At 39.2% G+C, this 24830-nt stretch carries 26 protein-coding genes and 1 riboswitch; of the genes, 5 read left to right on the forward strand and 21 right to left on the reverse strand.

Annotation, left to right across the window (positions count from 1 at the left end; all coding sequences use genetic code 11):
• Window positions 1-28 precede the first annotated feature (28 nt).
• The 16 genes from B7E05_RS16030 to B7E05_RS16100 form a co-directional block, all read right to left on the reverse strand.
• Complete coding sequence (locus tag B7E05_RS16030) at window positions 29-172, reverse strand: YezD family protein (RefSeq protein WP_080875151.1); 144 nt, start codon at window positions 170-172, stop codon at window positions 29-31.
• Between the two features lie 320 nt (window positions 173-492).
• A complete protein-coding gene (locus B7E05_RS16035) occupies window positions 493-1479 on the reverse strand; it encodes a TraB/GumN family protein (protein ID WP_080875152.1) in 987 nt (328 codons plus the stop codon).
• 162 nt (window positions 1480-1641) lie between these two features.
• The gene (gene sufB, locus B7E05_RS16040) at window positions 1642-3039 is read right to left on the reverse strand and encodes a Fe-S cluster assembly protein SufB (RefSeq protein WP_080875153.1); all 1398 of its coding nucleotides are present in this window, start codon (window positions 3037-3039) and stop codon (window positions 1642-1644) included.
• A 39-nt stretch (window positions 3040-3078) separates the two neighbouring features.
• Window positions 3079-3507, reverse strand: a complete 429-nt coding sequence (gene sufU, locus B7E05_RS16045; RefSeq protein ID WP_080875154.1) for a Fe-S cluster assembly sulfur transfer protein SufU — start codon at window positions 3505-3507, stop codon at window positions 3079-3081.
• A complete protein-coding gene (locus tag B7E05_RS16050) occupies window positions 3494-4717 on the reverse strand; it encodes a cysteine desulfurase (protein ID WP_080875155.1) in 1224 nt (407 codons plus the stop codon). Before B7E05_RS16050 ends, sufU begins: the two co-directional genes overlap by 14 nt.
• Window positions 4717-6027 carry a Fe-S cluster assembly protein SufD gene (gene sufD / locus B7E05_RS16055; RefSeq protein WP_080875156.1) on the reverse strand — a complete coding sequence of 437 codons (1311 nt, stop codon included), beginning with the start codon at window positions 6025-6027 and terminating at the stop codon, window positions 4717-4719. The genes B7E05_RS16050 and sufD overlap by 1 nt, the downstream gene beginning before the upstream one ends.
• A 17-nt stretch (window positions 6028-6044) precedes the next feature.
• A complete protein-coding gene (sufC, locus tag B7E05_RS16060; protein WP_080875157.1) occupies window positions 6045-6833 on the reverse strand; it encodes a Fe-S cluster assembly ATPase SufC in 789 nt (262 codons plus the stop codon).
• 207 nt (window positions 6834-7040) lie between these two features.
• Window positions 7041-7193, reverse strand: a complete 153-nt coding sequence (locus B7E05_RS22730) for a YuzK family famiily protein (protein WP_483869926.1) — start codon at window positions 7191-7193, stop codon at window positions 7041-7043.
• Between the two features lie 197 nt (window positions 7194-7390).
• Window positions 7391-8230 carry a MetQ/NlpA family ABC transporter substrate-binding protein gene (locus B7E05_RS16065; protein WP_080875158.1) on the reverse strand — a complete coding sequence of 280 codons (840 nt, stop codon included), beginning with the start codon at window positions 8228-8230 and terminating at the stop codon, window positions 7391-7393.
• A gap of 68 nt (window positions 8231-8298) precedes the next feature.
• Window positions 8299-8967 carry a methionine ABC transporter permease gene (locus tag B7E05_RS16070; RefSeq protein WP_080875159.1) on the reverse strand — a complete coding sequence of 223 codons (669 nt, stop codon included), beginning with the start codon at window positions 8965-8967 and terminating at the stop codon, window positions 8299-8301.
• The gene (locus B7E05_RS16075) at window positions 8960-9982 is read right to left on the reverse strand and encodes a methionine ABC transporter ATP-binding protein (protein WP_080875160.1); all 1023 of its coding nucleotides are present in this window, start codon (window positions 9980-9982) and stop codon (window positions 8960-8962) included. The genes B7E05_RS16070 and B7E05_RS16075 overlap by 8 nt, the downstream gene beginning before the upstream one ends.
• 132 nt (window positions 9983-10114) lie before the next feature.
• Window positions 10115-10213, reverse strand: a riboswitch (SAM riboswitch).
• Window positions 10214-10325: 112 nt separating this feature from the next.
• Window positions 10326-10646: a thioredoxin family protein gene (locus tag B7E05_RS16080; RefSeq protein WP_080875161.1), complete on the reverse strand. Its 321-nt coding sequence runs from the start codon at window positions 10644-10646 to the stop codon at window positions 10326-10328.
• A gap of 140 nt (window positions 10647-10786) precedes the next feature.
• Window positions 10787-11152 (reverse strand): toprim domain-containing protein, encoded by a 366-nt coding sequence (locus tag B7E05_RS16085; RefSeq protein WP_080875162.1) that lies wholly within the window; start codon window positions 11150-11152, stop codon window positions 10787-10789.
• 206 nt (window positions 11153-11358) lie between these two features.
• Window positions 11359-11739: a glycine cleavage system protein GcvH gene (gene gcvH, locus B7E05_RS16090; protein ID WP_080875163.1), complete on the reverse strand. Its 381-nt coding sequence runs from the start codon at window positions 11737-11739 to the stop codon at window positions 11359-11361.
• Window positions 11740-11806: 67 nt separating this feature from the next.
• The gene (locus B7E05_RS16095) at window positions 11807-12163 is read right to left on the reverse strand and encodes an arsenate reductase family protein (RefSeq protein ID WP_080875164.1); all 357 of its coding nucleotides are present in this window, start codon (window positions 12161-12163) and stop codon (window positions 11807-11809) included.
• A gap of 16 nt (window positions 12164-12179) precedes the next feature.
• On the reverse strand, window positions 12180-12656 hold the full coding sequence (locus tag B7E05_RS16100; protein ID WP_080875165.1) for a DinB family protein: 477 nt from the start codon (window positions 12654-12656) through the stop codon (window positions 12180-12182).
• 186 nt (window positions 12657-12842) lie between these two features.
• On the opposite strand from B7E05_RS16100, the gene B7E05_RS16105 reads away from it, so the two are divergent.
• Window positions 12843-13643: an ion transporter gene (locus tag B7E05_RS16105; protein WP_080875166.1), complete on the forward strand. Its 801-nt coding sequence runs from the start codon at window positions 12843-12845 to the stop codon at window positions 13641-13643.
• Window positions 13644-13694: 51 nt separating this feature from the next.
• On the opposite strand, the gene B7E05_RS16110 is transcribed toward B7E05_RS16105, so the two are convergent.
• From B7E05_RS16110 to B7E05_RS16120, 3 genes are read right to left on the reverse strand one after another with little or no spacing between them, the layout of a single operon-like run.
• On the reverse strand, window positions 13695-15479 hold the full coding sequence (locus B7E05_RS16110) for an acyl-CoA dehydrogenase family protein (protein ID WP_080875167.1): 1785 nt from the start codon (window positions 15477-15479) through the stop codon (window positions 13695-13697).
• 24 nt (window positions 15480-15503) lie between these two features.
• Window positions 15504-16679, reverse strand: a complete 1176-nt coding sequence (locus B7E05_RS16115; RefSeq protein WP_080875168.1) for an acetyl-CoA C-acetyltransferase — start codon at window positions 16677-16679, stop codon at window positions 15504-15506.
• A gap of 52 nt (window positions 16680-16731) precedes the next feature.
• On the reverse strand, window positions 16732-19125 hold the full coding sequence (locus B7E05_RS16120; RefSeq protein WP_080875169.1) for a 3-hydroxyacyl-CoA dehydrogenase/enoyl-CoA hydratase family protein: 2394 nt from the start codon (window positions 19123-19125) through the stop codon (window positions 16732-16734).
• Window positions 19126-19591: 466 nt separating this feature from the next.
• On the opposite strand from B7E05_RS16120, the gene B7E05_RS16125 reads away from it, so the two are divergent.
• The 4 genes from B7E05_RS16125 to B7E05_RS16140 all read left to right on the forward strand — a co-directional run bounded on the left by B7E05_RS16125 (window position 19592) and on the right by B7E05_RS16140 (window position 22221).
• A complete protein-coding gene (locus tag B7E05_RS16125) occupies window positions 19592-20341 on the forward strand; it encodes a metal ABC transporter ATP-binding protein (protein ID WP_080875170.1) in 750 nt (249 codons plus the stop codon).
• Window positions 20342-20362: 21 nt separating this feature from the next.
• Window positions 20363-21187, forward strand: a complete 825-nt coding sequence (locus tag B7E05_RS16130; protein ID WP_080875171.1) for a metal ABC transporter permease — start codon at window positions 20363-20365, stop codon at window positions 21185-21187.
• Window positions 21188-21201: 14 nt separating this feature from the next.
• Window positions 21202-21615 (forward strand): Fur family transcriptional regulator, encoded by a 414-nt coding sequence (locus B7E05_RS16135; protein WP_080875172.1) that lies wholly within the window; start codon window positions 21202-21204, stop codon window positions 21613-21615.
• Window positions 21616-21756: 141 nt separating this feature from the next.
• Window positions 21757-22221, forward strand: coding sequence for an SH3 domain-containing protein (locus B7E05_RS16140; protein ID WP_080875173.1), 465 nt, complete (start codon window positions 21757-21759; stop codon window positions 22219-22221).
• 162 nt (window positions 22222-22383) lie between these two features.
• Here B7E05_RS16140 and B7E05_RS16145 read toward each other — a convergent pair whose 3' ends face one another.
• Both B7E05_RS16145 and B7E05_RS16150 read right to left on the reverse strand, forming a co-directional pair.
• A complete protein-coding gene (locus tag B7E05_RS16145; RefSeq protein ID WP_080875174.1) occupies window positions 22384-23190 on the reverse strand; it encodes a VLRF1 family aeRF1-type release factor in 807 nt (268 codons plus the stop codon).
• A 148-nt stretch (window positions 23191-23338) separates the two neighbouring features.
• The gene (locus B7E05_RS16150; protein ID WP_179134629.1) at window positions 23339-24646 is read right to left on the reverse strand and encodes a hemolysin family protein; all 1308 of its coding nucleotides are present in this window, start codon (window positions 24644-24646) and stop codon (window positions 23339-23341) included.
• Window positions 24647-24830: the final 184 nt, after the last annotated feature.

Genomic DNA, 24830 nt, shown 5'->3' on the forward strand with positions numbered 1-24830 from the left:
TCTAGTCAGCAGTGTTGTTTTATTTTAGTTACTTTAACCTTACCTTTTCATTTTTCTCCAATTGAATGACTTTTCCGTCTTGAACAACAATCGTAATTGTTCCAAAATCCAAATCATTTAATAATTCCTTTAATTTCAAATAAAAATCATCGACTTCATGTTCTTTTGACATGTTATCTTCCTCCCAGTTTATATTTGTTGCTTGAGGAAGTTTAATTCCCTGTAATTTGATAAGATTTATTAGTTTAATAGTATTCTATCCATATTTTTACCTTTTGTCAATCACCCGTTAAAAATTTTTTCAATGAAATGAAAAATCCGAAACACTATCCGAAATACTTCTTGTTATCCCGCCGTCATCCTTCAAAAGTATTCCTATCTTAATGATATGGTTTATGTCCTGAAAAAGACACAAAGTTATTGACTTTTAGTACGCTATTGCTAAAAGTCAATACTTCGTGCCTGGAAATCGATTCAATGCAGGCACATGTATTAATAAATATGTTCTACCTGATATCCCTTATCTTCCAACTCTGTCACAATACTTGGTTCAACTGTAAAGTGTGCAGTTCCTACAAAAACAAAATAGTTCTGCCCGCTGTCTTCCTGTAAAATATCATCCAGACTGTTCGCCATATTGATATTCCGCTTATCATTTAACTCTTCCATATACTCATCATTTATTTCGGCTTCTTCCTCATCATTAGACATATTTTCCATTGTTTCCATATCTCCTTCAAGCCAAGCTTCAGCAAGTGCTTCCATTTCTTCAGGGCCATCTTCATAGCCATCCACTGCTGCTTCCAATGTTTGTATTTGTGTTTCCATGGAATAACCGCTGAGTATTTCAAATTGTTCTTCTGCGCTTTCTAATGAAACAATTTCTTTTTCATCTTCTGTTGCTTTTTCCAAGAAATATAAATCGACAGCTGATTGTGAATCAACATCACTCGTCGTCGTAACTAATTCCAGCAGCATTGTCTCCACAAACCAAGGCTGAAACTCATTCATCGATTCTAAATCCAACCCGTTTTCTTCAAAAATAGAGGCGAGATCTGCGTATGTGTCTTCTGGAAGTTCCTCTTCCAATGTCGTATCATCCTCATATGTAGCATATTCTAACATTTCCTCCTGTGAAGGCGTTTCTTCCAGCAAATTAAATTCCGGCAAAACAACATCTGCGCTATCATATGCATCTTCAATAGCAGGATCTAATGGATAAAAATCATCATTTCCTAAATGGATTGTTCCTTGTAAATACATTTCCGTATCACCGGATTCCGATTCCACTTTCCATAAGAATCCGCCGTTTCCTTCGCCGCTTCCCTCTTCTTCCGCTGCTTCTTCTGAAGTCTGGTCCTCTTCAGTTACAGATTCTTCCTCTTCCTTTTCAGTTTCAGATGCATCCTCGTCTCCACTGCACGCGCCAAGCAAGCCAACTAATAGAAAAATAGATAACGCTAACAATAATTTTTTCATGCAAGCAATCCCCCCATACTTTACTTCCTCATTCTTGTATAAAATTAATACGCAATAAATACATTCTAACAGAATAAAACAGTTATTGTGAAAACGTTTAAAAAAGTTTTTATGTAATAAAAAAAGTGACCTCCGTAGAAGTCACTTTTTTTATACAAGTGTTTAACCAATAGATCCTTCCATTTCAAAGCTGATAAGACGATTCATCTCAACAGCATATTCCATTGGAAGTTCTTTCGTAAATGGCTCAATGAAGCCCATTACAATCATTTCTGTTGCTTCTTCTTCTGATAAGCCGCGGCTCATCAAATAGAAAAGCTGTTCCTCAGACACTTTCGAAACTTTTGCTTCGTGCTCTAAGGAAATGTTGTCGTTCAAGATTTCATTGTATGGAATGGTATCCGATGTGGATTCATTATCCATAATCAGTGTATCACACTCAATGTTGGAGCGAGCTCCCTCTGCTTTACGTCCAAAGTGTACTAAACCACGATAAGAAACTTTCCCGCCTTGTTTAGAGATTGACTTGGAAACAATGGTAGAAGACGTATTTGGAGCTAAATGATGCATTTTCGCACCAGCATCCTGCAATTGTCCTCTTCCTGCTAAAGCAATAGAAAGCGTGTTTCCACGTGCGCCTTCTCCTTTAAGAAGGATAGAAGGATATTTCATGGTTAATTTAGAACCAATATTTCCGTCAATCCATTCCATCGTTGCATTCGCATCACATACTGCACGTTTGGTAACAAGGTTATACACATTGTTTGCCCAGTTTTGGATGGTTGTATAACGGCAATAGCCATCTTTCTTCACAATAATTTCTACTACTGCACTGTGAAGAGAGTTTGTTGTATAAACCGGTGCTGTACAACCCTCTACATAGTGTACAGATGCGCCTTCATCTACAATAATCAACGTACGTTCAAACTGTCCCATATTTTCAGAATTGATACGGAAGTAAGCTTGTAACGGCGTGGTTGCCTCTACGCCTTTTGGTACGTAGATAAAGGAACCACCGGACCATACTGCAGAGTTTAATGCAGCAAATTTATTGTCTGCATATGGAATAACGGTCCCAAAATACTCTTTAAACAGTTCTTCATTTTCTTTCAATGCTGTATCCGTATCTTTAAACACGATACCGAGCTCTTGAAGATCTTCTTTTAGGCTGTGGTAAACAACTTCTGATTCATACTGTGCAGAAACACCAGCAAGATATTTTTGCTCCGCTTCCGGGATACCTAATTTATCAAACGTCTGCTTGATTTCTTCAGGTACTTCATCCCATGTTCTACCTTGTTTCTCAGAAGGTTTTACATAATAAACAATCTCATCGAAGTCTAATCCGGTAAGGTCTCCACCCCATTGCGGCATTGGACGGTTATAAAAATGTTCCAGTGCTTTCAAACGATAGTCGAGCATCCACTCCGGCTCTTCCTTCATTTTTGAAATTTCTTTTACCACATTTGACGTTAACCCTTTTTCGGTACGGAAAATGGATACATCTTTGTCGTGAAATCCATATTTATACTCATCTATTTCCGGCATATTTTTTGCCATTGTTGATAACCTCCCTCTGACAGAATAAAAAATTCTGTCTTATTCATCGTGCACGCCCTTTTCCATGGCTTTCCAAGCAAGGGTAGCACATTTTATACGTGCAGGAAATTTGGAAACTCCCTGAAGTGCTTCAATATCACCCATCTCTTCTGAGTCAACATCGTGTCCTAACATCATTTCAGAAAAGTTTTCGGACATTTTTAACGCTGCTTCCACTTCCATTCCTTTAATTGCCTGTGTCATCATTGATGCGGATGCCATACTAATCGAACATCCTTCTCCTTGGAACTTCGCATCCTTTACAATTCCATCTTCAACGTCTAACTGTAATTGAATACGATCTCCGCAGGTCGGGTTATTCATATCCACCGTAACAGATTCTTCATCTAGAGCTCCTTTGTTACGCGGATTTTTGTAATGGTCCATAATAACTTGTCTATAAAGTGTATCGAGGTTATTCAAAGCCATTCCCAAAATACTCCTTTGTCTTTACCAGCCCGGATACTAAAAGATCAATATCCTCTTTCGTATTATAGAGATAGAAACTGGCTCTTGCAGTAGCTACTACATCTAACCACTTCATTAAAGGCTGTGCACAATGATGCCCTGCCCGTACAGCGATTCCTTCCATGTCCAGAACGGTTGCTGCATCATGGGGATGAACTTCATCCAAATTAAATGTAATCAGTCCAGCCCGATTCTGAGGTCCATAGATTTGGATACCATCTATTGTTTGCATCTGACCTAAAGCGTAGGTTGCCAGTTCTTTCTCATGAGCCAGTATATCATCTTGGCCGATTTCATTCAGGAAGTCGATTGCTGCCGCAAGCCCTATCGCTCCGGCAATAACAGGAGTACCACCTTCAAATTTCCAAGGCAGCTCTTTCCATGTAGAATCATATAAATCTACAAAATCAATCATTTCCCCGCCAAATTCTATCGGCTCCATATTTTCTAATAGTTCCTGTTTTCCATACAGAACACCAATACCAGTCGGTCCACACATTTTATGACCGGAGAATGCATAAAAATCGCAATCGATATCCTGTACATCTACTTTAACATGTGGAGCTCCTTGTGCACCATCAACAACCATTACAGCACCGTGTTGATGTGCAATTGCTGTTATTTCTTTTATTGGATTAATCGTTCCCAGCACATTAGAAACATGCGTTACGGCAACGATTTTTGTTTTATCATTTACTGTATTCTTTACATCATCTAATGAAATAGTACCATCTTCTTGTAATGGCAGATACACCAGACGGGCTCCTGTTGCTTTTGCAGCCTGCTGCCAAGGTATCAAATTACTGTGATGCTCCATTGGTGTAATAACTATTTCATCATCCGGGCCGACATTATCTCTGGCATAACTGGATGCCACCAGATTCAGACCCGCTGTTGTTCCCCGGTTAAAGATAATTTCTCTTGCATGTTTTGCATTGATAAACTCCCGAACCTTTTCACGTGCCCCTTCATATTGATCGGTTGCTCTTGAGCCGAGCGTATGCACGCCGCGATGAACATTGGAATTATTATATTTATAATAATCATTCACCGCTTCGATCACCTGCACCGGTTTTTGCGACGTTGCAGAAGAATCCAGGTACACTAACGGATGCCCGTTTACTTCCTGTTGAAGAATTGGAAATTGTTCCTTAACGGCTTTTACATCCATTAATAAACTTTCCTTTCAATGACTTGGATTAATTGTTTCCGTACAGACTCAATTGGAAGCTGTGCAACCACTGGAGCTAAGAAACCATGAATCACCAGACGTTCTGCTTCTTCACGCTCAAGTCCTCTACTCATTAGATAGTACATTTGCAGCGGATCCACACGGCCTACAGAAGCTGCGTGACCTGCTGTTACGTCATCTTCATCAATAAGAAGGATCGGGTTGGCATCGCCACGGGATTTTTCACTTAACATCAATACACGGGACTCTTGCTCGGAATTCGCTTTTGTTCCACCATGTTCAATTTTACCGATGGCATTAAAAATAGTCGATGCAGCACCCTTCATAACACCACGTTGTAAAATATACCCTTCTGTTGCTTTACCAAATTGGCGAATGCTGGAGGTAAAGTTTTGTGTCTGCTTCCCACGTCCGACAGATACTGCTTTTGCGTCCGATGCAGCATTTTCTCCCATCAGGTAGGTAATGTTTTCAGAAACCGTATTTCCATCGTTCATTTGCCCAAGCGCCCAATCAATTCTAGCATCACGCTTGGCAACGCCACGGCGGTTCACATAAGTGGTTGTGCCGGCAGCAAAGTTATCTACTGCACCATAAGCAACTTGTGCATTATCATGTGCAAATACTTCTGTTACAAGATTAGCAACTGTTTCATCTGTATCATTTTGAGAAATATAGTTTTCTACATACGTAACAGAGCTGCCTTCTTCTGCTACAACAAGCACGTGGTTTAATAACGCACTATCTGCATCTTCCTGCCAGAATACGGCTTGAAGCGGTTCTTCTATTTGTACATTTTTAGGTACATAAACGAATACGCCGCCGTTCATAAGTGCTGCATGAAGTGCTGTTAAACGGTTCTGATCAACGGCAACGGCATCATTCATATAATATTTTTCTACCAGGTCGCTATGCTCCCTGATTGCTGTGAAAATATCTGTGAAAATAACGCCTTTATCTTGAAGCTCCTGAGCAAGGCTATTATATGCAGCTGTTTGATTACGCTGAATATATAGATTTTCCATGTTGGCATCTTTATCAAAGTATGCTTTTAAATCTTCAGGAAGCTCATCAAGAGAAGCAATGGTAGCTGCTTCTTTATCGACATGTTGAAAATCCGTTAAATTCCAGTTTGATATTTTTGTTTTATCCGGTTTTGGCATTTCTAATGAATCAACCATTTCCAAAGCTTTGGAACGAAGCGTAGCCATCCAGCCTGGTTCATTGCGATCTTTGGAAAATGCTTGAATATAATCTTGATTGAATGGAAGCTTTGTTTCTACAGTCATGATTACCCCTCCTTACCTTACGCGTTTTGTTCTGCAGTTTCTTCGTCTTCAATTCCTAATTCTTCTCTAATCCATTCGTAACCTTCTGATTCTAGGCGTTTAGCAAGCTCAGGTCCGCCTGATTTTACAATACGGCCTTGCATCATAACATGTACGAAGTCAGGAGTAATGTAGTTTAAGAGACGTTGATAGTGTGTAATAATTAAGCATCCAAAGGCATCCGAACGCATTTGGTTGATTCCTTTTGATACGACTTTCAACGCATCAATATCCAGTCCGGAATCAATTTCATCAAGAATAGCGATGTCCGGCTGTAATTGCATTAATTGCAGAATTTCGTTACGTTTTTTCTCCCCGCCGGAGAAACCTTCATTCAAGTAACGTGTTGCCATATTTTGATCAATATCAAGGTAGTCTAAGTCCTGATCCAATTTTTTGATGAATTTCATTAATGGAATTTCATCGCCTTCTTCACGTTTTGCATTGATTGCAGAGCGCAAGAAGTCAGAAGTTGTTACTCCGCTGATTTCACTTGGGTACTGCATTGCTAAAAACAGACCTGCACGGGCACGTTCATCTACTTCCATTTCTAAAACATCTTCCCCGTCAAGTGTGATGGTTCCTTCTGTTACTTCATATTTAGGATGACCCATAATGGCAGACGCCAATGTGGATTTACCTGTACCATTCGGCCCCATGACAGCATGGAATTCTCCACCTTTAATCGTTAGGTCTACTCCTTTTAATATCTCTTTTTCTTCAATAGATACATGAAGATTCTTGATTTCTAATACTGAACCTGACATAACTCATACCTCCAAAACTATATTTTAAATGAAATGAATAAGATATCCATTCTCAATTTATTCTCATTACAATCTTAAATCATTTCAAATTAATTCGCAACTGTTATTATCCGTCTTTTATAAGCTTTCAATGATGCTTTTAAGATTGATTTAAAAGCTCTTTCCATTTAAAAAGCTGATGCCCCTCGACATCAGCTTCTGTTATTTTTATCTCATGATTCCAGAATTTGCTTCTGATGAAATCATCTTCGCATTCTGGTATTCCTGTTCTCTTTCTTGTTCCACTTTTAATTTTTTATTCAAGCTTCGATCGTACTCTTCGTAGTTGACTCTCCTTGATTGCCCCATACCTTTTTCCATTTCCGAAGTGTAGCTTAAACCATTCTCAGTGGTAATAATAAATCATCCTTTCGGTTTGTTTAGCACATTCTATATGCTAACACAGGAATCATTCCCGCTCAAAATTGATTTAAACGTATATTTTCGGATAATTTATGAAAAATATCTGGTATAGGGAGAATAAAACCCATATACTTAAAATTCTTCCTTATTACTCTTTATTCTGCATCCGTTGGTGTTGGAATAACTGCACCGTCATAGTTTTCCAGCATGAAATCCTGAATTTCCTGCGATTGCAATACTTCCACTAATTTGTTCAAAGCTTCATTATCAACATCTTCTGAACGAACAGCAACAAGATTCAAGTACTCGGAATCTTCATCCTCCATAAACAAAGCATCGTCTAAAGGATTTAATCCTGCTTCAATCGCATAGTTTGTGTTAATAACAACCAACGCATCTTCTTCACTTTCGTAATTCTCCGGCAAGAATGCTGGGTCCACATCCGGATGGAAAGATAAATTTAAAGGGTTGTCCACAATATCATCAATTGTAGCCGCTGACTTTTCCACGTCCTCATCTAAAGTAATCAATCCATTATTCTCAAATAAAGTTAAAATTCTGCCTTGATCTGCAATCGAGTTACTTAAAACGACTTCCGTTCCCTCAGGAATGTCATCGATATCTGTAATATTTTGTGAGTAAATACCAATTGGCTCCACATGCACATTACCAATCGATTCTATTTCATAACCAGTATCTTCTACTGTCTGATCAAGGTAAGGCTGGTGTTGAAAGTAGTTCGCATCTAAAGTACCATCTGCTAAATCATCATTGGGGAAAACATAATCCTGGTACTCCTCAATATTTAATGTAATACCTTCTTCTTCTAACATCGGCCGGGCTTCTTCAAGAATCTCAGCATGTGGAACACTAACAGCTCCTACTGTAATTTCTGTATCAGAATCCGTATCGCTATCAGAAGATTCATCATTACCTCCACATGCAGCTAAAAGCAGAACGAGACCAGCTGCGATTAAAAACATCCATTTCTTCATTTTGTACGCCCCTTTTACTTTTTTATTATGTGAATCAAGTCAAACTTGAATACCATCTTTTATCACAATTAACGTTTATCCAATTTCCTTGTAATAGCATCTCCAATAAATTGGAAAATAAATACAATCACAACAATAATCACCGTACATACAAATACAACATCCCAGCTTCTACGCTGAAATCCAAAATAAAAAGCATAGTTTCCTAATCCGCCTGCACCGATTGCGCCGGCCATAGCTGTATAGCCGATTAACGCAATGGCTGTAACTGTCAGTCCGGATACGAGGGCTGGTTTGGATTCGGGAAGCAGTACTTTAAAGATAATGGTACTTGCTTTTGCTCCCATTGCTTTTGCAGCTTCCACTACACCTTTGTCCACTTCCTTCAAGGCAATTTCAACCAGCCTTGCATAGAATGGAGCACTTCCTAAAATCAGCGCTGGTAAAGCGGCAGTAGGTCCACGTATGGTTCCCACTAATAGATCTGTAAATGGGAACAATAACAGAATTAAAATAATGAAAGGAATGGCCCGGAAAATATTAACGAATGCAGCTACGATGACATTAACCGGTTTATTCGCCCAAAAATTCCCTTTTGATGTTAAAAATAATAATAATCCTAACATCAAACCAAGCACGGTCGTTCCAACCATTGCAATAGCAGTCATATATACGGTTTCCTGTGATGCCTCTATTAAATCTTCCGCTACTATGTTCGGAAATAATTCCTCAAGCATGCTGAATTACCTCCACTTCTATAACATCTTGTTCTTTCAAATATTTCATTGCCTCGTCCTGCTGACTTCCCAGCAGCTGAACAATTAACGTTCCATAGCTTCCGCCTTGTGTTTGCGTGATTTTCCCTTGCAAGATGTTCACATGGATATCAAACTGCTTCACAAGTTGGCTTATGATTGTCTGGTTCGCACTTTCCCCTAAAAATTGAATGCGCAATAGCATACCTTCCCGGAATTTTTCTGTCAATTCCGTCATGTCATCCTCTTCTTCATTCGAACCGGTCAGCTGTTCAACAAAGTTTTGTGTAACTTGCTGCTGCGGCTTCGTAAATACATCGATAACATTTCCTTCTTCTACCACTTTCCCATATTCCATCACAGCAACCCGATTACATATTTTACGGATTACATGCATTTCATGAGTGATTAAAATAATCGTTAATCCTAATTTTTCATTAATGCCCTGCAATAAGCGCAGAATTTGATTGGTTGTCTCCGGATCCAGCGCAGAAGTTGCCTCATCACAGAGCAAAACTTTAGGAGAGTTTGCTAACGCTCTGGCAATACCAACTCTTTGTTTTTGACCACCGCTTAACTGTGCAGGATAAGCATCTTCTTTTCCTGACAAACCGACTAGTTCAACTAATTCCAGTACACGTTTTTTCCGCTCCCTTTTCTCCACTCCTGAAATTTCAAGCGGAAACGCAATGTTATCAGCAACGGTGCGGGACCATAACAGGTTAAAATGCTGGAACACCATACCAATATCCTGCCTGGCAATACGTAAATCCGATTTCGATAAAGAAGTAATCACCTGATCGCCGATTTTCACTGTACCAGCTGACGGCTCTTCCAGTCTGTTGATTAAACGGACAAAAGTACTCTTCCCTGCACCACTGTAGCCAACTACGCCATAAATATCGCCATCTTCTACTTGAAGATTTAAATTATCCACGGCGACAACATCTTTATTATTTAAAGAGAATACTTTCTTCAGCCCTTCAATGGATATCACTTTATTTCACTCCTATATGTAAACAATCCTGTTTATCATGTATTCTTGTTTATTATTTATTCAACCATCAAAAAACGCCTTTCTGTAAGAGAACAGAAAGACGCTCAAATATTTGTTGTATCGTCCATTGTTCTCTTATCTTTCAAATGCTTGCAGGAGTTGGCACCTTTCCAATGATTGAAGGTTGCCGCGGTTTCTACGGGCCAGTCCCTCCACCGCTCTTGATAAGAGTTTTCAACTTATTTATGAATTGTTGCTATCGTAGCACGCTATTTACACCTTTGTCAACCAAATCCGCAGTTAATCACTTGGTATTTCAGCCTGCTTCGCTTCATATACATGTTCAATTATTTATCGTCTGGAATAATTCCGGTTTATACTTCATCAGATATTGATAAATATTTGCTGTTGATTGAAATGTGTACACTTTTTCCACGATTTTTCCGTCTTCCACAAAAGCAAGACACGGTACACTCTCAATTTTATGGTTCTGCATAAAATCAGGATGCATTGAAGCATTCATCTCGGTGAAAATATCTTCTTCATGCAATCTTTCTACGTTTTCCAGCATGGCACGCGCAACGCTGCATGTCCCGCAAAATGGTGTATAAATATATAATATGAGCCGATGATGGTTCATTTCTGCTTCATTAAAATGTTTCAAGTTTATTCTCCTCAATCTTTTGTTTCCAGCAAATGCTATATGCTTCTAACAGGTCCGCTGTTGTTTCATAAAAAAGATAACCACCTTCTTTATATTTTTTTATCCTGAGGAATAAATTCTTTCTCATCTTAACGCGTGAACTACCATTTGGCAAGATAATTGAGATCTATTCCAATTCGCTTTCCTGCCAGAATACTTGCCAATTTTTTCTTTGGTGTAGCGGCAACTTCACGGAATTCACTGCTCACATAAATATGTTCGGCATGTGGAAGTTCACCGGCTAATTGCTTTCGGAGCTTCATCCCGGATTCATCCTCATCCACCAGGATAAACACTTCTGTATCATCTAAATGATAACATTCTAACAGTTCTTCCAATTTTTCTACGCCAATGGTTCCATTTGTACAAACAATGGTGATGGTATTATCGTCAAGAATTTTTTCAATATGTTTTTTATCAGATAACCCCTCAACGATCATGACTTTATTGTAATCATCTTCCATCATCGTTTTGCACTCCTTATCGTAGCTAATAGGTTGACCATTCCTCAACATGCTGTTTCTATAGTATATGAAAAGAAAAGAGCTAACTATACACAAATGTGGAAAAGTCAGCTCTTTTTTTCACCGTTTTTTAGAGCCTTTTGAAAAATGCAGGTGTCGTGGTCCCTGTCATTTTCAGTATTTCTAAAATAGGTGCAAGTATGATTAAATTATCCTTCTATAAATTCTCGGTATGCATCTGCATCTAATAATTCGTTTAGCTGGCCTTCCTTCTCAACTTCAACAACAACCATCCATGCTTTTTCATGCGGTGATTCATTCACAAGTTCTGGACTATCCTCCAGTTCTTCATTCACTTCTACCACTTTTCCGCTTACTGGAGCATACAGTTCAGATACCGTTTTAACAGATTCTACACTTCCGAATGGCTCATCCAACTCTAAAGAATCACCGACTTCCGGTAATTCTACAAAGACAATATCGCCAAGCTCGTCTTGCGCAAAGTCTGTAACCCCGATACGGACTTTACCATCTTCTTTTTTCACCCATTCATGTTCTTTTGAATACAAATAATCATTTGGCAAGCTCATTTCGTATCCCTCCAACCATTCTTCTTTTCTCTTCAACTATACATGGAAGTCCGGTCTATTTCTAGCACTATTTCCAGAAAGATTCATATGTCTCTTCGTTAAACCCGACAGTCACTTGATTGCCATCGGTTAAGACCGGTCTTTTAATCAGCATCCCGTCAGAAGCTAAAATTTCCGCCATTTCCCGGGGAGATAAATCATTTATTCTTTCTTTTAAATGCAATTCACGATATTTTTTCCCGCTTGTATTAAAGAATTTCTTGGGCGGCAAATCACTTGTCTCCATCCAAGACAATAGCTCATTCACACTTGGGGGATTATCTACAATAGAAATGGCCTGATAATCGATTTGGTTTTCGTCCAACCATTTTTTTGCATTTCGGCAAGTACCACATTTCGGGTACCAATAAAAAGATAAAGTCATGGTTATTCCTCCGCTTCTACTGTTGATCCTCTTTGGTCGGTCCCATCACACCTGGAACCTCTAATCCGGCTTGTCTCAGCAGAACTGTCATTTGACCGCGATGATGGATTTGATGGCTGATTGCCATACGCAAAACGCTTCCTTTTGGAGCGGATCCGCCAAAGTCTACAAATTCATTTACTAAAGCATCGTCCGAAAGCACTTCTTTGGATTTCTCTACAATACGATTGGAAATATCGGCATAGGCTTTCTGAATATCACTTGCTTTTGTCGGAACATCATCCGGATCATAAGGAGATTCCAAATCAACCCCGACCAAGTTCATAAAGAAAACAGGCGTATTTACCAAATGCCAGCCCAGCCAGCCGAGACTATTATGTCCTTCTACAATGGACTGATCCAATTTATCATCTTCCAAAGCGTTTAATACAGCTTTTGTACCGTCAGCTGACTCAGACCATTCTGTTAAAAAATCATTTAAATTTCGATACATATTTGTCCCTCCTAAAGTTTGTTTCCCTATTATTTAGCGTACCATGAAACTTTATCTTTCATCCAATATATTGAATTATATCCGCTAAAAAATTGAATAGTTTAAAATGACAAGACAATCCATTATTAGGTACAATGTATAATGGATTTCGCTGTAAAACGTAACCGAGAGAAAGGATACATACGCATGACATTTAAAACGTTCCAAAGTAGATGCGCCGCCATCGCAGAGAATAAAACATTTACAAATATCATTATTGCCCTGATTGTATTAAATGCGGTCATTGTTGGTTTAGAAACATACCCAGTGATGAATCAGCTTTATGGTGATTACCTTTATTGGATAGATACTATATTGCTCTCCATTTTCACCATTGAAATCATCATCCGAATGATTGGCAGCTCCTCGCTTGTCCAATTTTTTAAAAACCCGTGGAATATCTTTGATTTTGTGATTGTAGCGGCCAGCATTCTATTTGTCGGTTCTAATTATGTCATTGTCCTGCGTATTTTCAGAATACTCCGGGTACTTCGTGCTATTTCCATTATTCCATCGTTGCGAAAAATGGTGAATGCACTATTGTTAACTATACCTTCTATGGGAAATATCATGATTTTGCTGACGATTTTCTTTTATATGTATGCTGTTGTAGGTACCATGTTGTTTCAATCAATTGCTCCAGAACATTTTGGATCACTTCATCGAACCTTACTGACTTTGTTCCAGATTCTCACGCTTGATTCTTGGGCGACGGGCGTTATGTATCCTATTCTGGAGGAAACCAGCTTCGCCTTGGTCTACTTTATTTCGTTTATCCTTATCGGTGCATTTGTTATTATTAATTTATTTGTCGGGGTCATCGTCAATAATGTAGAAGAAGCAAATAGGGAAAACCAACCTACACCGACAGACTTAAAGTTGGAAGCGATGGATCAAGAGCTGAAAGAAATCAAAGCATTATTAAAAGAAAAAACTAGAAAGGAATAAACCGTTGAAAAGAGGCTGGACGGCTGGACGCTCAGCCTCTTTTCAAGGGATTCAGACAATATACTTTTCTTCTTCAATCAGTTTTGCTGCAATTTCACGTTTCTTCTTAACCACATTAATCGGAGTGTGTCTGGTCAGCTTACGTAAGGAGGATAGCATCACACGCAGACTGTCTCCTTCTTCCACCGTAATCAGAATTTCCTTTGCAGCTGCTTCCATTCTGTTAAAAGCTTCCTGTACGTAGACTTCTGTATATAATAATTTTTGCTGTGCCTTTTCCAATCCGTCCTTAGAAATCGCTTTTTCCGTACGGAGAATGGCCGATTCCATATTAAATACTTCCGCTGTCATATCTGCTAACTTCACAAGAATTTCCTGTTCATTATCTAATTTTTTGCCATATTTCTGTGCTGCTAAGCCGGCTCCCAATAAAATCAACTTTTTCGCATTCTTTAATAAATATTTTTCTTGATCCAATGCTTCTGTACCCGCTTCCTCTGGCATCATCATCATTAACTCTTCTTGCAGTCCCTGCGCCTTTTCCAATAATGGCAATTCACCCTTCATTGCTTTTTTCAATAATGTTCCCGGTACAAGCAGACGGTTAATTTCATTGGTTCCTTCAAAAATACGGTTAATACGGGAATCACGGTATATCCGTTCTACTTCATATTCCTGCATAAAACCATATCCGCCATGGAGCTGAACAGCTTCATCCACTGCGTAATCCAGTAATTCAGACACACTAAATTTCGACATGGAACATTCTATTTGGTATTCCGCAATTGCTCTGGCCACTTCCCGTCCATCCTGCAATTGTTCATCGGTTAAAGCACCCATCCGCTGTTCAAATAAACCTACGATACGATATACAGCACTTTCATTGGCATACAGTTTCGAAGCAATGGTTGCTAATTTTTCTTGTGTGAGTGAAAAGCTTGCAATCGGTGTTTGGAATTGTTTACGTTCATTAGCATATTTCACTGCTAATTCCAGACTGCGTTTGGATGCTCCGATGCCGCCGACAGCAAGTTTATAACGCCCGACATTTAAAATATTAAAAGCAATAATGTGTCCCCGTCCTTTTTCACCGAGCAGATTTTCCACAGGGACTTCTGCGTCTTCTAAGACAAGCGTTCTAGTGGAAGAACTCTTAATTCCCATTTTCTTCTCTTCCGGTCCCGTTGATACACCAGGATATTCCCTTTCCACTATAAAAGCACTGAAATGCTCCCCATCAATTTTAGCGTAAACAATAAAGACATCTGCAAAAGCAGAGTTGGTAATCCATTGCTTTTCGCCATTTAAAATATAATGGGTGCCGGCGTCGTTTAGTTTGGCAGTGGCTTTTGCACCAAGTGCATCCGATCCCGAGCTTGGCTCGGTCAGTGCATAAGCAGCAATCAACTCTCCCGTTGCTAACTTCGGAAGATATTTTTCTTTTTGTGCTTCATTTCCGAAGAAAACAATTGGCAGTGAGCCAATCCCAACATGCGCCCCATGTGTAATCGAGAAACCGCCCGCACGAGAAAACTTTTCTGCAATTAAAGAAGAACTAATCTTATCTAATGCCAAACCACCATATGCTTCCGGTACATCCGCACCTAACAGACCTAATTCTCCGGCTTTTTTCAGCAGCTCAACAGAATGTTCAAATTCTTGATTTTCCAGATTATCAATTTTAGGAACAACTTCTCCCAATACGAAATCTTCCGTCGTTTTCGCAATCATTTTATGCTCATCAGTAAAATCTTCTGGTGTAATGATATCTTCTGCCGTAATATCCTCGACTAAAAATCCGCCGCCTTTGAATAACTTCTCTTTTGTTTCACTCATCTTAATTACCCCTCTTCAATTAGATTATAGAAGTTCAAATACACCCGCAGCTCCCATACCGCCGCCAATACACATCGTAACAATGCCAAATTGTTCCTTTCTTCGCTTCATTTCATGTATTAAACTGACCGTCAACTTCGTTCCAGTACAGCCAAGTGGATGCCCTAATGCAATCGCACCGCCGTTGACATTTACTTTATCCATATCCAGATCTAACGTGCGGATAACGCTTAAAGCCTGTGATGCAAAAGCTTCATTTAATTCGAACAAACCAATATCCGATAATTCCAGTCCGGCCATTTTGACCGCTTTCGGAATTGCTTCTACCGGGCCTACGCCCATTATTTCCGGTGCTACACCAGCTACGGCAAAGGAACGGAATTTGACGAGAGGTGTTAATCCTTCCGCTTCTGCCTTTTCTCTATCCATGACTAACACAGAGGCTGCCCCATCACTCATTTGCGAGGCATTTCCTGCCGTCACACTTCCTTTTACATGAAATGCCGGCCGCAATGTGCGCAATGTTTCTATATTCGTGTCTGCACGCACTCCCTCATCCATTTTAAAAGTAAAAGCTTTTTCTTCTATCTTATTGTTCTTCCCGACAAAACGCTCCTTCACTTCTACCGGAACAATTTCCTCTGTAAAAAATCCGTTCTCTATGGCTTGGGCGGCACGTGCATGACTTTGTACTGCAAAAGCATCCTGATCCGCTCTGGAAATGTCAAAACGATTGGCGACTTCTTCGGCTGTATGCCCCATGTTCATATAGTATTCCGGCGCATGTTCAACCAAGTCTGGATTGGGTTTAATCACATGGCCGCCCATCGGAATCATTGTCATCGATTCCGCACCGCCAGCAATAATCGTATCTGCAGCACCCAGCATAATCCGTTCTGCACCGGTCGCAATGGTCTGTAATCCCGACGCACAGTAACGGTTGATCGTAATTCCCGGAACATCGTGGCTTAATCCGGCGAGACCCGCAATATTTCGCGCCATATTCATTCCCTGTTCTGCTTCCGGCATTGCACAGCCAATCATCACATCATCCACCTGTCCCTGATAGCTGCCGGCCCTTTTTAACGTTTCTTTTATCGTTAACGCCGCCAAGTCATCCGGCCTGGCATTACGTAATGAACCTTTATTCGCTTTTCCTACTGGTGTTCTTGCACCAGCTACAATCACTGCTTCTTTCACGGACGTAGCCTCCTTTAAATGCATGTTCCTTTTAAACATCCTCTTTCAAAGATTAATTACGCAACGGCTTCCCTTTAACGAGCATATGCTGCATTCTCTGCTGTGTCAGCGGTTCTGCAATCAGGCTTAAGAATGCCTCTCTTTCCAAATCAAGCATGACTTGTTCATCAATCACTGCACCTTCACTAATTCTTCCGCCAGATAAGACGTAAGCTAATTTTTCAGCAATTTTCAAATCATGCTCAGAAGCATAGCCGCCATAATACAATGATTTCGCTCCCATCACCATCGCTGCATAGCCAGGTTCGCCGACAACAGGGATTTTTTCCCGGACAGGTTTTTCATAACCTGCATGATATAAAGACAATACACGCTTTTTCGCATCATAAAGAACATGATCCGGATTTTTGCTGATACGGTCATTTTTATTCAAATAGCCATTTTCCATTGCTTCTCTAGCAGAAGTGGACACTTTAGCCGTTGCTACCTTTTCAAACACATCGTTCGCAACTTTGGACAAGTCCATGTCTACTCCTTCAGGGAGATGACGCAATTCTTTTAAATAAAGCTCTTTTGTACCTCCTCCACCAGGAATCAGACCGACGCCAAACTCTACCAGTCCCATATACGTTTCCGGAGAAGCCTGAATCGCTGCAGCCGGCAAAGATACTTCTGCACCTCCGCCTAATGTCATATTAAATGGGGCAACAACGACTGGTTTATCCGCATATTTAATCTGCATCGTCATATTCTGAAACTGGCGGACCACCAAGTCTAATTCAAATATATTATCATCCTGCGCTTCCATCAGCATCATGGCTAAATTAGCACCAACACAAAAGTTCTTCGCCTGATTACCGATAACAAGTCCTTTGTAATTTTTATTCACTTCTTCAATAGATTCATTGACCATCTGAATAATATCAAGCCCGATCGCATTACTTTTGGAATGAAATTCTAATAAAGCAACATCATCCCCCATATCTATCAAACTGGCACCAGTATTTTTCTTGATAACATCCTTTTGTTCCTTGATAGCTGCCAAGGAGATTTCTTTCTGATTTACTTCTTTTAGCTGGTAGGCGTGCTCATGGAAAAAGTAACTATTCCCCTTTTCCTGTTTATAAAAGGTTTTATTTCCCTTCTCCAGCATATCCAACACCCAGTTTGGCACAGATTCATTTTCTTTCTGCATACGCTCCACAGAAGTGCATACGCCAATCGCATCCCAAATCTCAAATGGACCTAATTCCCATCCGAACCCCCATTTCATTGCATCGTCAATGGATACAATATCATCAGCGATTTCTCCGACTAAATCAGCAGCGTATAACAACACCGGCTTTATAATCGACCAGATAAATTCAGAAGCTTTATCTCCTTTTTGTCGTACAAGCGCTTTCATTTTTCTGTTTAATCCCTTTTCCTGTTTAGCTAATTCAGTCGCTGCTGTTTTCAGCTTTTTTCTTTCCTGATATTCGAGTGTACGTGGATTTATTTCTACAATCGTTTTATCCTTCTTTTTCTCGTAGAACCCTTTTCCGCTCTTGGCACCAATCCAGCCCTTTTCAACCATTTGTTTTAAAAAGTCCGGCACTGTAAAAATTTCTTTTTCTTTTGAATGAGATACTTGGTGGTAAACATTATCTGCTACGTGATAGAATGTATCAATCCCCACGACATCCAAGGTACGAAATGTCGCACTTTTTGGTCTGCCGATAAACGGGCCGGTAATCGAATCTACTTCCCCGACGCTAAGTCCCTGTTTTTCCATTTCCTGTACAGTAACCAGAAGTCCATAAGTTCCAATTCTATTCGCAATAAAATTGGGTGTATCCTTTGCTTCGACAACTCCTTTCCCTAGCACATCCTCCCCGAATGTTTTCATAAAGGAAAGTACGTCTTGTTTGGTATGACTTGTCGGAACAACTTCTAATAATTTCAAATAGCGCGGCGGGTTAAAAAAGTGTGTCCCTAAAAAATGCGCCTGCATATCTTCTGATGTAACTGCAATCATCGCCTCTACGGAAATGCCGGATGTATTAGAACTGACAATCGTTCCTTCACGGCGATGTGTGTCCACCTTTTTAAACAGCTCTTTTTTTGCTTCCAGATCCTCCACAATAACTTCAATGATCCAGTCCGCTTCTGACAATAACGCTAGATCATCCTCTAAATTGGCAGTACGAATCAAGTCTAAGCTTTTTTTAGACGTAATCGGTAATGGCTTTTGTTTCAACAGTTTCTTTTTACTATCGTTGACGAGTCGATTCCTGACCTGTTTGTCTTCCAACGAGAGCCCCTGTTTTTCTTCTTTGTCTGTTAAAGCATCCGGCACTCTCTCCAGCATCGTTACTGTTAACCCCACATTGGCTAAATGCGCAGCAATACCCGAACCCATCACTCCCGAACCGATTACAGCTACTTGTTTAATGGCATATGTCATGTCACAATCCTCCAGCCTCTCTTGAATGAATACTCATTCATTTTTAAGCCAAAAAATAAAGATATTGGCAATTTGCATATCTCTTATTATATATACTATAACGGATTATTTATTATTCCGCAATATATTTGCCAATATTTTTGTAAAGGGTTTCAAAAGGAGTTATTTCATTTGCTCCACTCGCAAGAAATGGATCACATCCCTCTCAAACATATACCTCATTCATTCCTTTCAAATTGGTTAGCACATACTTTAACATCTATGAACCTGGTATATTCCTTTTCATTTCTATGTCATCATACTGTTTTAAAAAATCAGTTTTCCTTCATCTATAATACGCTTCTTCCCAGGGAGTTCTCAAATATCGTAATCATTCCTATTTACAAAAACCAATCCTTGCGATATGATAGATAAAGTACTCGAGTGAGTACGTTCAATTGCAATTTAATACGAATGGAGGAGTACGATGACAGCACCTGTTGTGTCCATGTCTAATATTAACTTCCATTATGAATCTCGTAAAGTTTTGGATAATATAAATTTTGAAATCCCCAAAGGGGCTTTCATGGGATTAGTCGGTCCGAATGGCGGCGGTAAAACAACATTAGTCCGGTTGATTCTAGGCTTAGAAAAACCGGAAACGGGTGAAATAATGGTTTTTGGACAACCTATTCAAAAACTGAAAGACAAAGCACAAATCGGTTTTGTTTCTCAAAAAGCTGGTGCTTTTAATAAAGGATTTCCTGCAACTGTCTATGAAGTAGTTGCTTCTGGACTCACTGCACAGCTTGGCTACTTGAAATTCTTAAAGAAAAAGGATAAGCAAAAAATTCATGATGCCATTGCCCAGGTCGGCATGACAGAGTACACGAAGCAAAATATCGGGAACTTATCCGGCGGTCAGCAGCAGCGAATCTTTATAGCACGTGCCCTGGTCAGCGATCCTGAATTAATTATTCTGGACGAACCGACTGTAGGAATTGACTATGAAAATGTAAAAATATTTTATGAACTGCTCTATAAGCTGAATACCGAATTCAAAAAAACATTACTACTGGTAACACATGATACAGGCACAATGACTGAGTATGCGACAGATATTGTTTGTTTAAATAAAAGCATGCATTTTCACGGCAATCCGGATGAGTATGCATCCCTTACAGAAGCAGACTTTTCTCAAATTTACGGTCACCCAGTCAGCCTTGTTACGCACTAATTCATCGTTGGAGGAAAGACAATGCTTTTGGATTTTTTAACTTACCCTTTTCTAAGATATACGTTTCTTACCGGTATCTTAATTGGAATTATCGCACCACTACTCGGCACTTTTATTGTTGTGAGACGTCAATCATTGATTGCGGACGCACTCTCACACGTTACCTTAGCCGGTATATCATTTGGTCTAATGGCTGAAAAAAAATATGGATGGGTTGTTTCACCAATATACAGCGGGATGTTTTTCTCTGTTTTAGGTTCTATTTTCATTGAGAAACTGCGTACGGTCTACAAAGCCTATCAGGAAATTTCTATACCGATTATTCTATCTGCCGGTGTCGGATTAAGTGTCATTTTCATTTCCGTTGCAGATGGGTTCAATACAGACTTGTTCAACTATCTGTTCGGATCTGTGTCTGCTGTCACTGTAAATGATTTTTATGTTATTTCCGGCGTAACCGTCTTTGTTCTTTTTGTTATCTGGCTCTTCTATAAAGAATTATTTACGATGTCTTTTGATGAAGAACAAGCTACTATTGGCGGATTACATGTAAAGTGGATTAATTTGCTGTTTATTGTACTGACAGCTCTTGTCATCGCAGCATCTATCCGAATTGTCGGCGTATTATTGGTTTCTGCACTGATGACTTTGCCCGTTGCAGCAAGTATGCGGCTGGCTAAAGGTTTTAAACAAATGATTTTTCTATCGATTCTTTTTGGTGAGATTGCGGTTGTATTCGGGATTATCTCGGGTTATTATTTAGATATCCCACCAGGAGGAACCATTGTCATGACATCGCTCGTTATTTTATTCATCGCGATAGGATTGAAAAAGTTACGAAAATAAACGGAGGTTTTTTTATGAATCTTCAAGAAGCAATTACTGTGTTAAAAGAAAAAGGATATAAAACAACAGGAAAACGGAAAGATATCTTGGAATTCTTCTCTTCAGAAGATGGATATCGTTCTGCTAAAGATTTGATTGCTCATCTCGAAAAAAAATATGGTGCAGTCAGTTTTGATACCATCTATCGTAACCTGCACTTATATAATGATTTAGGGATACTGGAAAAAACAGATTTGGAAGGAGAAAAAAACTTCCGGCTGAGCTGCAGTCACCATCATCACCATCATTTTATCTGTACAGACTGCGGTAAAACAAAAGAAATTGAAGTCTGCCCAATGGACTCTGCTACTTCTGAATTGAAAGATTATGAAATAGATGATCATAAATTCGAAATTTATGGCAAATGTCCTGCTTGCCTTCATGCTTAAGAAAAACGATGGATTCGCCAAATAACGAGTGAATCCATCGTTTTTCTTACTTTTAACAAACTTTTTTCGACATTCCTATTTCTTTATCCCCAAAAGTTTTGTATACTACTTTTAGAATAATTATATTAGGAGCAGAGTAGTATGCGTAAAAGTAGTAAATTTCGATTATCATTATTGTTTATCGCGGGAGTCGTATTTATTGCGTTTGTTTTGATTATGCAGCGGCAATTCAACAATCCAGATTTTGATTATCAAAATGAAACAGCAGCAGTCAGCTCGACGGAAAACGATGATGAAGCAGAGGAAACAGATGCAGATGATGAAACAACAAACGCTTCTGAATCTGATGAAGAGTCAGAAGATACGGAGGAAGCGGAAGACTCCGAAGAAGACACGAACAATGAAGATGGAGAGAATCATCAGGTAACAGCAGATCAATTAAATATCTACAGCAATCCCAGTACAGACAGCCAAGTTTTAGCAACCTTGGGTACAAATGATAGCGTTCAGGTTATCGGGGAACAAGATGAGTATGAGTGGATAGAAGTCGCTTATGAAGATGTCACCGGTTATGTAAACGCCGGGTACTTGGAACCTGTTGAATAATTGGAGGAACATGCCTGATTAATGACATGATAAATATCATTTCTATTTTATATTCTTCCGGAAAAACCGAACTGTTTTCCCCTTTCATCGGATAGATGAGCGGGAGAAACAGTTCGGTTTTTAATTGTCTTCTTCTAAAAATAGCACGCTTGGGGTTCGCTGTTAATCAAGCACCGTTTCTAAAATCTTACTTTCTTCATGATCCAGCATATTCTTTAAAATGACCTCTTCTATTTCTTTATTCATTTCCGTTTCTATTGTTTTGGAAGCTGGTGCTTCGCCAACAATAAAGATTCGCTTCCAATCCCGGTCTTTTGCCTGCTTATCCAGCTTTGGGGCAATGCTTTTATACCAGCGGTATTGATTGGCTTCATAGCGGTCATTAAACAAATCTTTTTGTAAGTTCCCTGAACCGAGTCCTGTTGCAGACCTTCCTTGACGAGGGCCTTGTTTTATTTTCCATGTGTCTTCTTCCACATCTAATTCATATTCTGCTGTATCTTTTACTTGATTTAAATTCGTATCAATTAATTTCACCTGGTTTTGCTGCACAAGAATAATACCTGTCCGCGGATATTTTTCGGATAGAGCTTTTAATTGCTCTAAAACAGGGGTTTCTTGCCATTGAAATTCATTTTCCAAATGCATCTGGACACGTTCAGCAAACCATACTTCCCCATCGGCAGAAGCAATGATAATAACTCCGCGCATCAGATTTCTTTCTATTTCCCCTATAAAATCTTTTACGTACTTTTTCACTTTTTGGTAATTTTTAAGTTCTTCTTGGTCATCTGCTTCTTTTAAATAATGCTCAAAATTATTTAATCCATTCTTCAGATGAATTTTCCACTCTCCACTTTGCTGATCTGGATCGCTTAAATCAGTATTCAAGTACATCGTAAATATTTTATTTGCTCCAGTACCTCTTACATTTTCTAATTCTTTTACAACATCTTGTATATTTTTCATGGTAAGCCTCCTCCAAATCGATATCTATTTAATATGTAACCGAAATAGAAGGAGATTAAACTTTTGAATCTAAAAAGAAAGACAATATACATTTTTACACACAAAAAAAGGAAGCGGTCGAATCGCTTTCCTTTTTTGTTCTTCCTATCTATTCTTGTTCAGACGGTTCTTCCGACGAGGCCTTCGTGATTTTCACTCTTTTTATTTGATATCCATCTTTTTCAGCAAGCATAAATGTATACCCCTCAAATTCCATCACGGTTCCTACTTCGGCTTCAAGGTTGTGTGTGAAGAACCATCCGCCTATCGTATCTACTTCATCGTCTTCCAAATGAATGTCTAATTTTTGATTGATATCATCTAAACTGACTCTGCCAGCTACCAAATAAGTCGTATCATCGATGGTTTCAAAATCAGGTACTTCGTCTTCATCAAACTCATCACGGATATCCCCAACAATTTCTTCTAATATATCCTCGACAGTAACCAACCCTGCCGTACCACCATATTCATCATTCACAATTGCCATGTGAATACGGTCTTTTTGCATTCTTAAGAGAAGTTGTCGAATTGGTGTTGCTTCAGAAATATGGATGATTGGCCGGATATAATCTTCAATCGTCGCAGGTTCATCATTATTTAATTTCCCGGTAAATACCTCTTTTAAATTGACTAACCCGACAATATTGTCCTTATCTTCATCGGCAACAGGATAACGTGTAAATTGTCCTTCACGAATGATCTCCATATTTTCCTCAAAACTATCCTCCAGAGAAAAATAAATCATTTCTGTTCTTGGCGTCATAATTTCTCTGGCTACCCGTTCGTCAAAGTCAAAAATATTGTTTACATACATCATTTCAGATTGGTTGATTTCACCACTTTTGTAGCTGTCAGCCAAAATTAAACGCAACTCTTCTTCTGTATGCGTCTCTTCATGTCCACTCATTGGTTTTAAACCGATTGCTTTCGTTAATAACCTAGCTGATCCATTTAAAAACCAGATAAATGGAAACATTAGTCGATAAAACCACGTTAAAGGTCTTGCTGTCATTAACGTGACCTTCTCTGCTTTTTGAATTGCTAATGTTTTAGGAGCAAGTTCTCCAATAACAACATGCAAGAATGTAGCAATGAGAATGGAAATAATAATAGAGAGCGTCGTCACAAAGCCCGGTCCTATATGAACAGTTTCCAAAAGCGGATGCAGCATTCTTTCAAATGTCGGCTCTGCTAAACGTCCAATTCCAAGTGCTGTAATGGTAATCCCTAATTGACAAGCGGATAGATACTCATCCAGATGCGTGACAACGTTTTTTGCCATAGCAGCTGATTTTTTCCCTGCTGCAATATGTGGCTCCAGTTGTGTACTTCGAATTTTTACAATAGCAAACTCTGACATAACAAAAAAAGCAGTTAATGCGATTAAAACAGCAACCGCAAGTAAATTAATCATAATCGATATGTCCAATTAAGATCCTTGTGCAAATTCGCACAAGGATTTCACCTCCTGAAATTATAAAAATAAAATCATATTATAAGCTCTTCCGCACGCAAATGATCCAAATGAGCAGGGTCCATGGATATTGCTGCAGAATAATTATATTTAAAACACCATATTACCTTCCCATCGAATCACC

The organism is Oceanobacillus timonensis (assembly GCF_900166635.1).
GTDB classification, from domain to species: domain Bacteria; phylum Bacillota; class Bacilli; order Bacillales; family Amphibacillaceae; genus Oceanobacillus; species Oceanobacillus timonensis.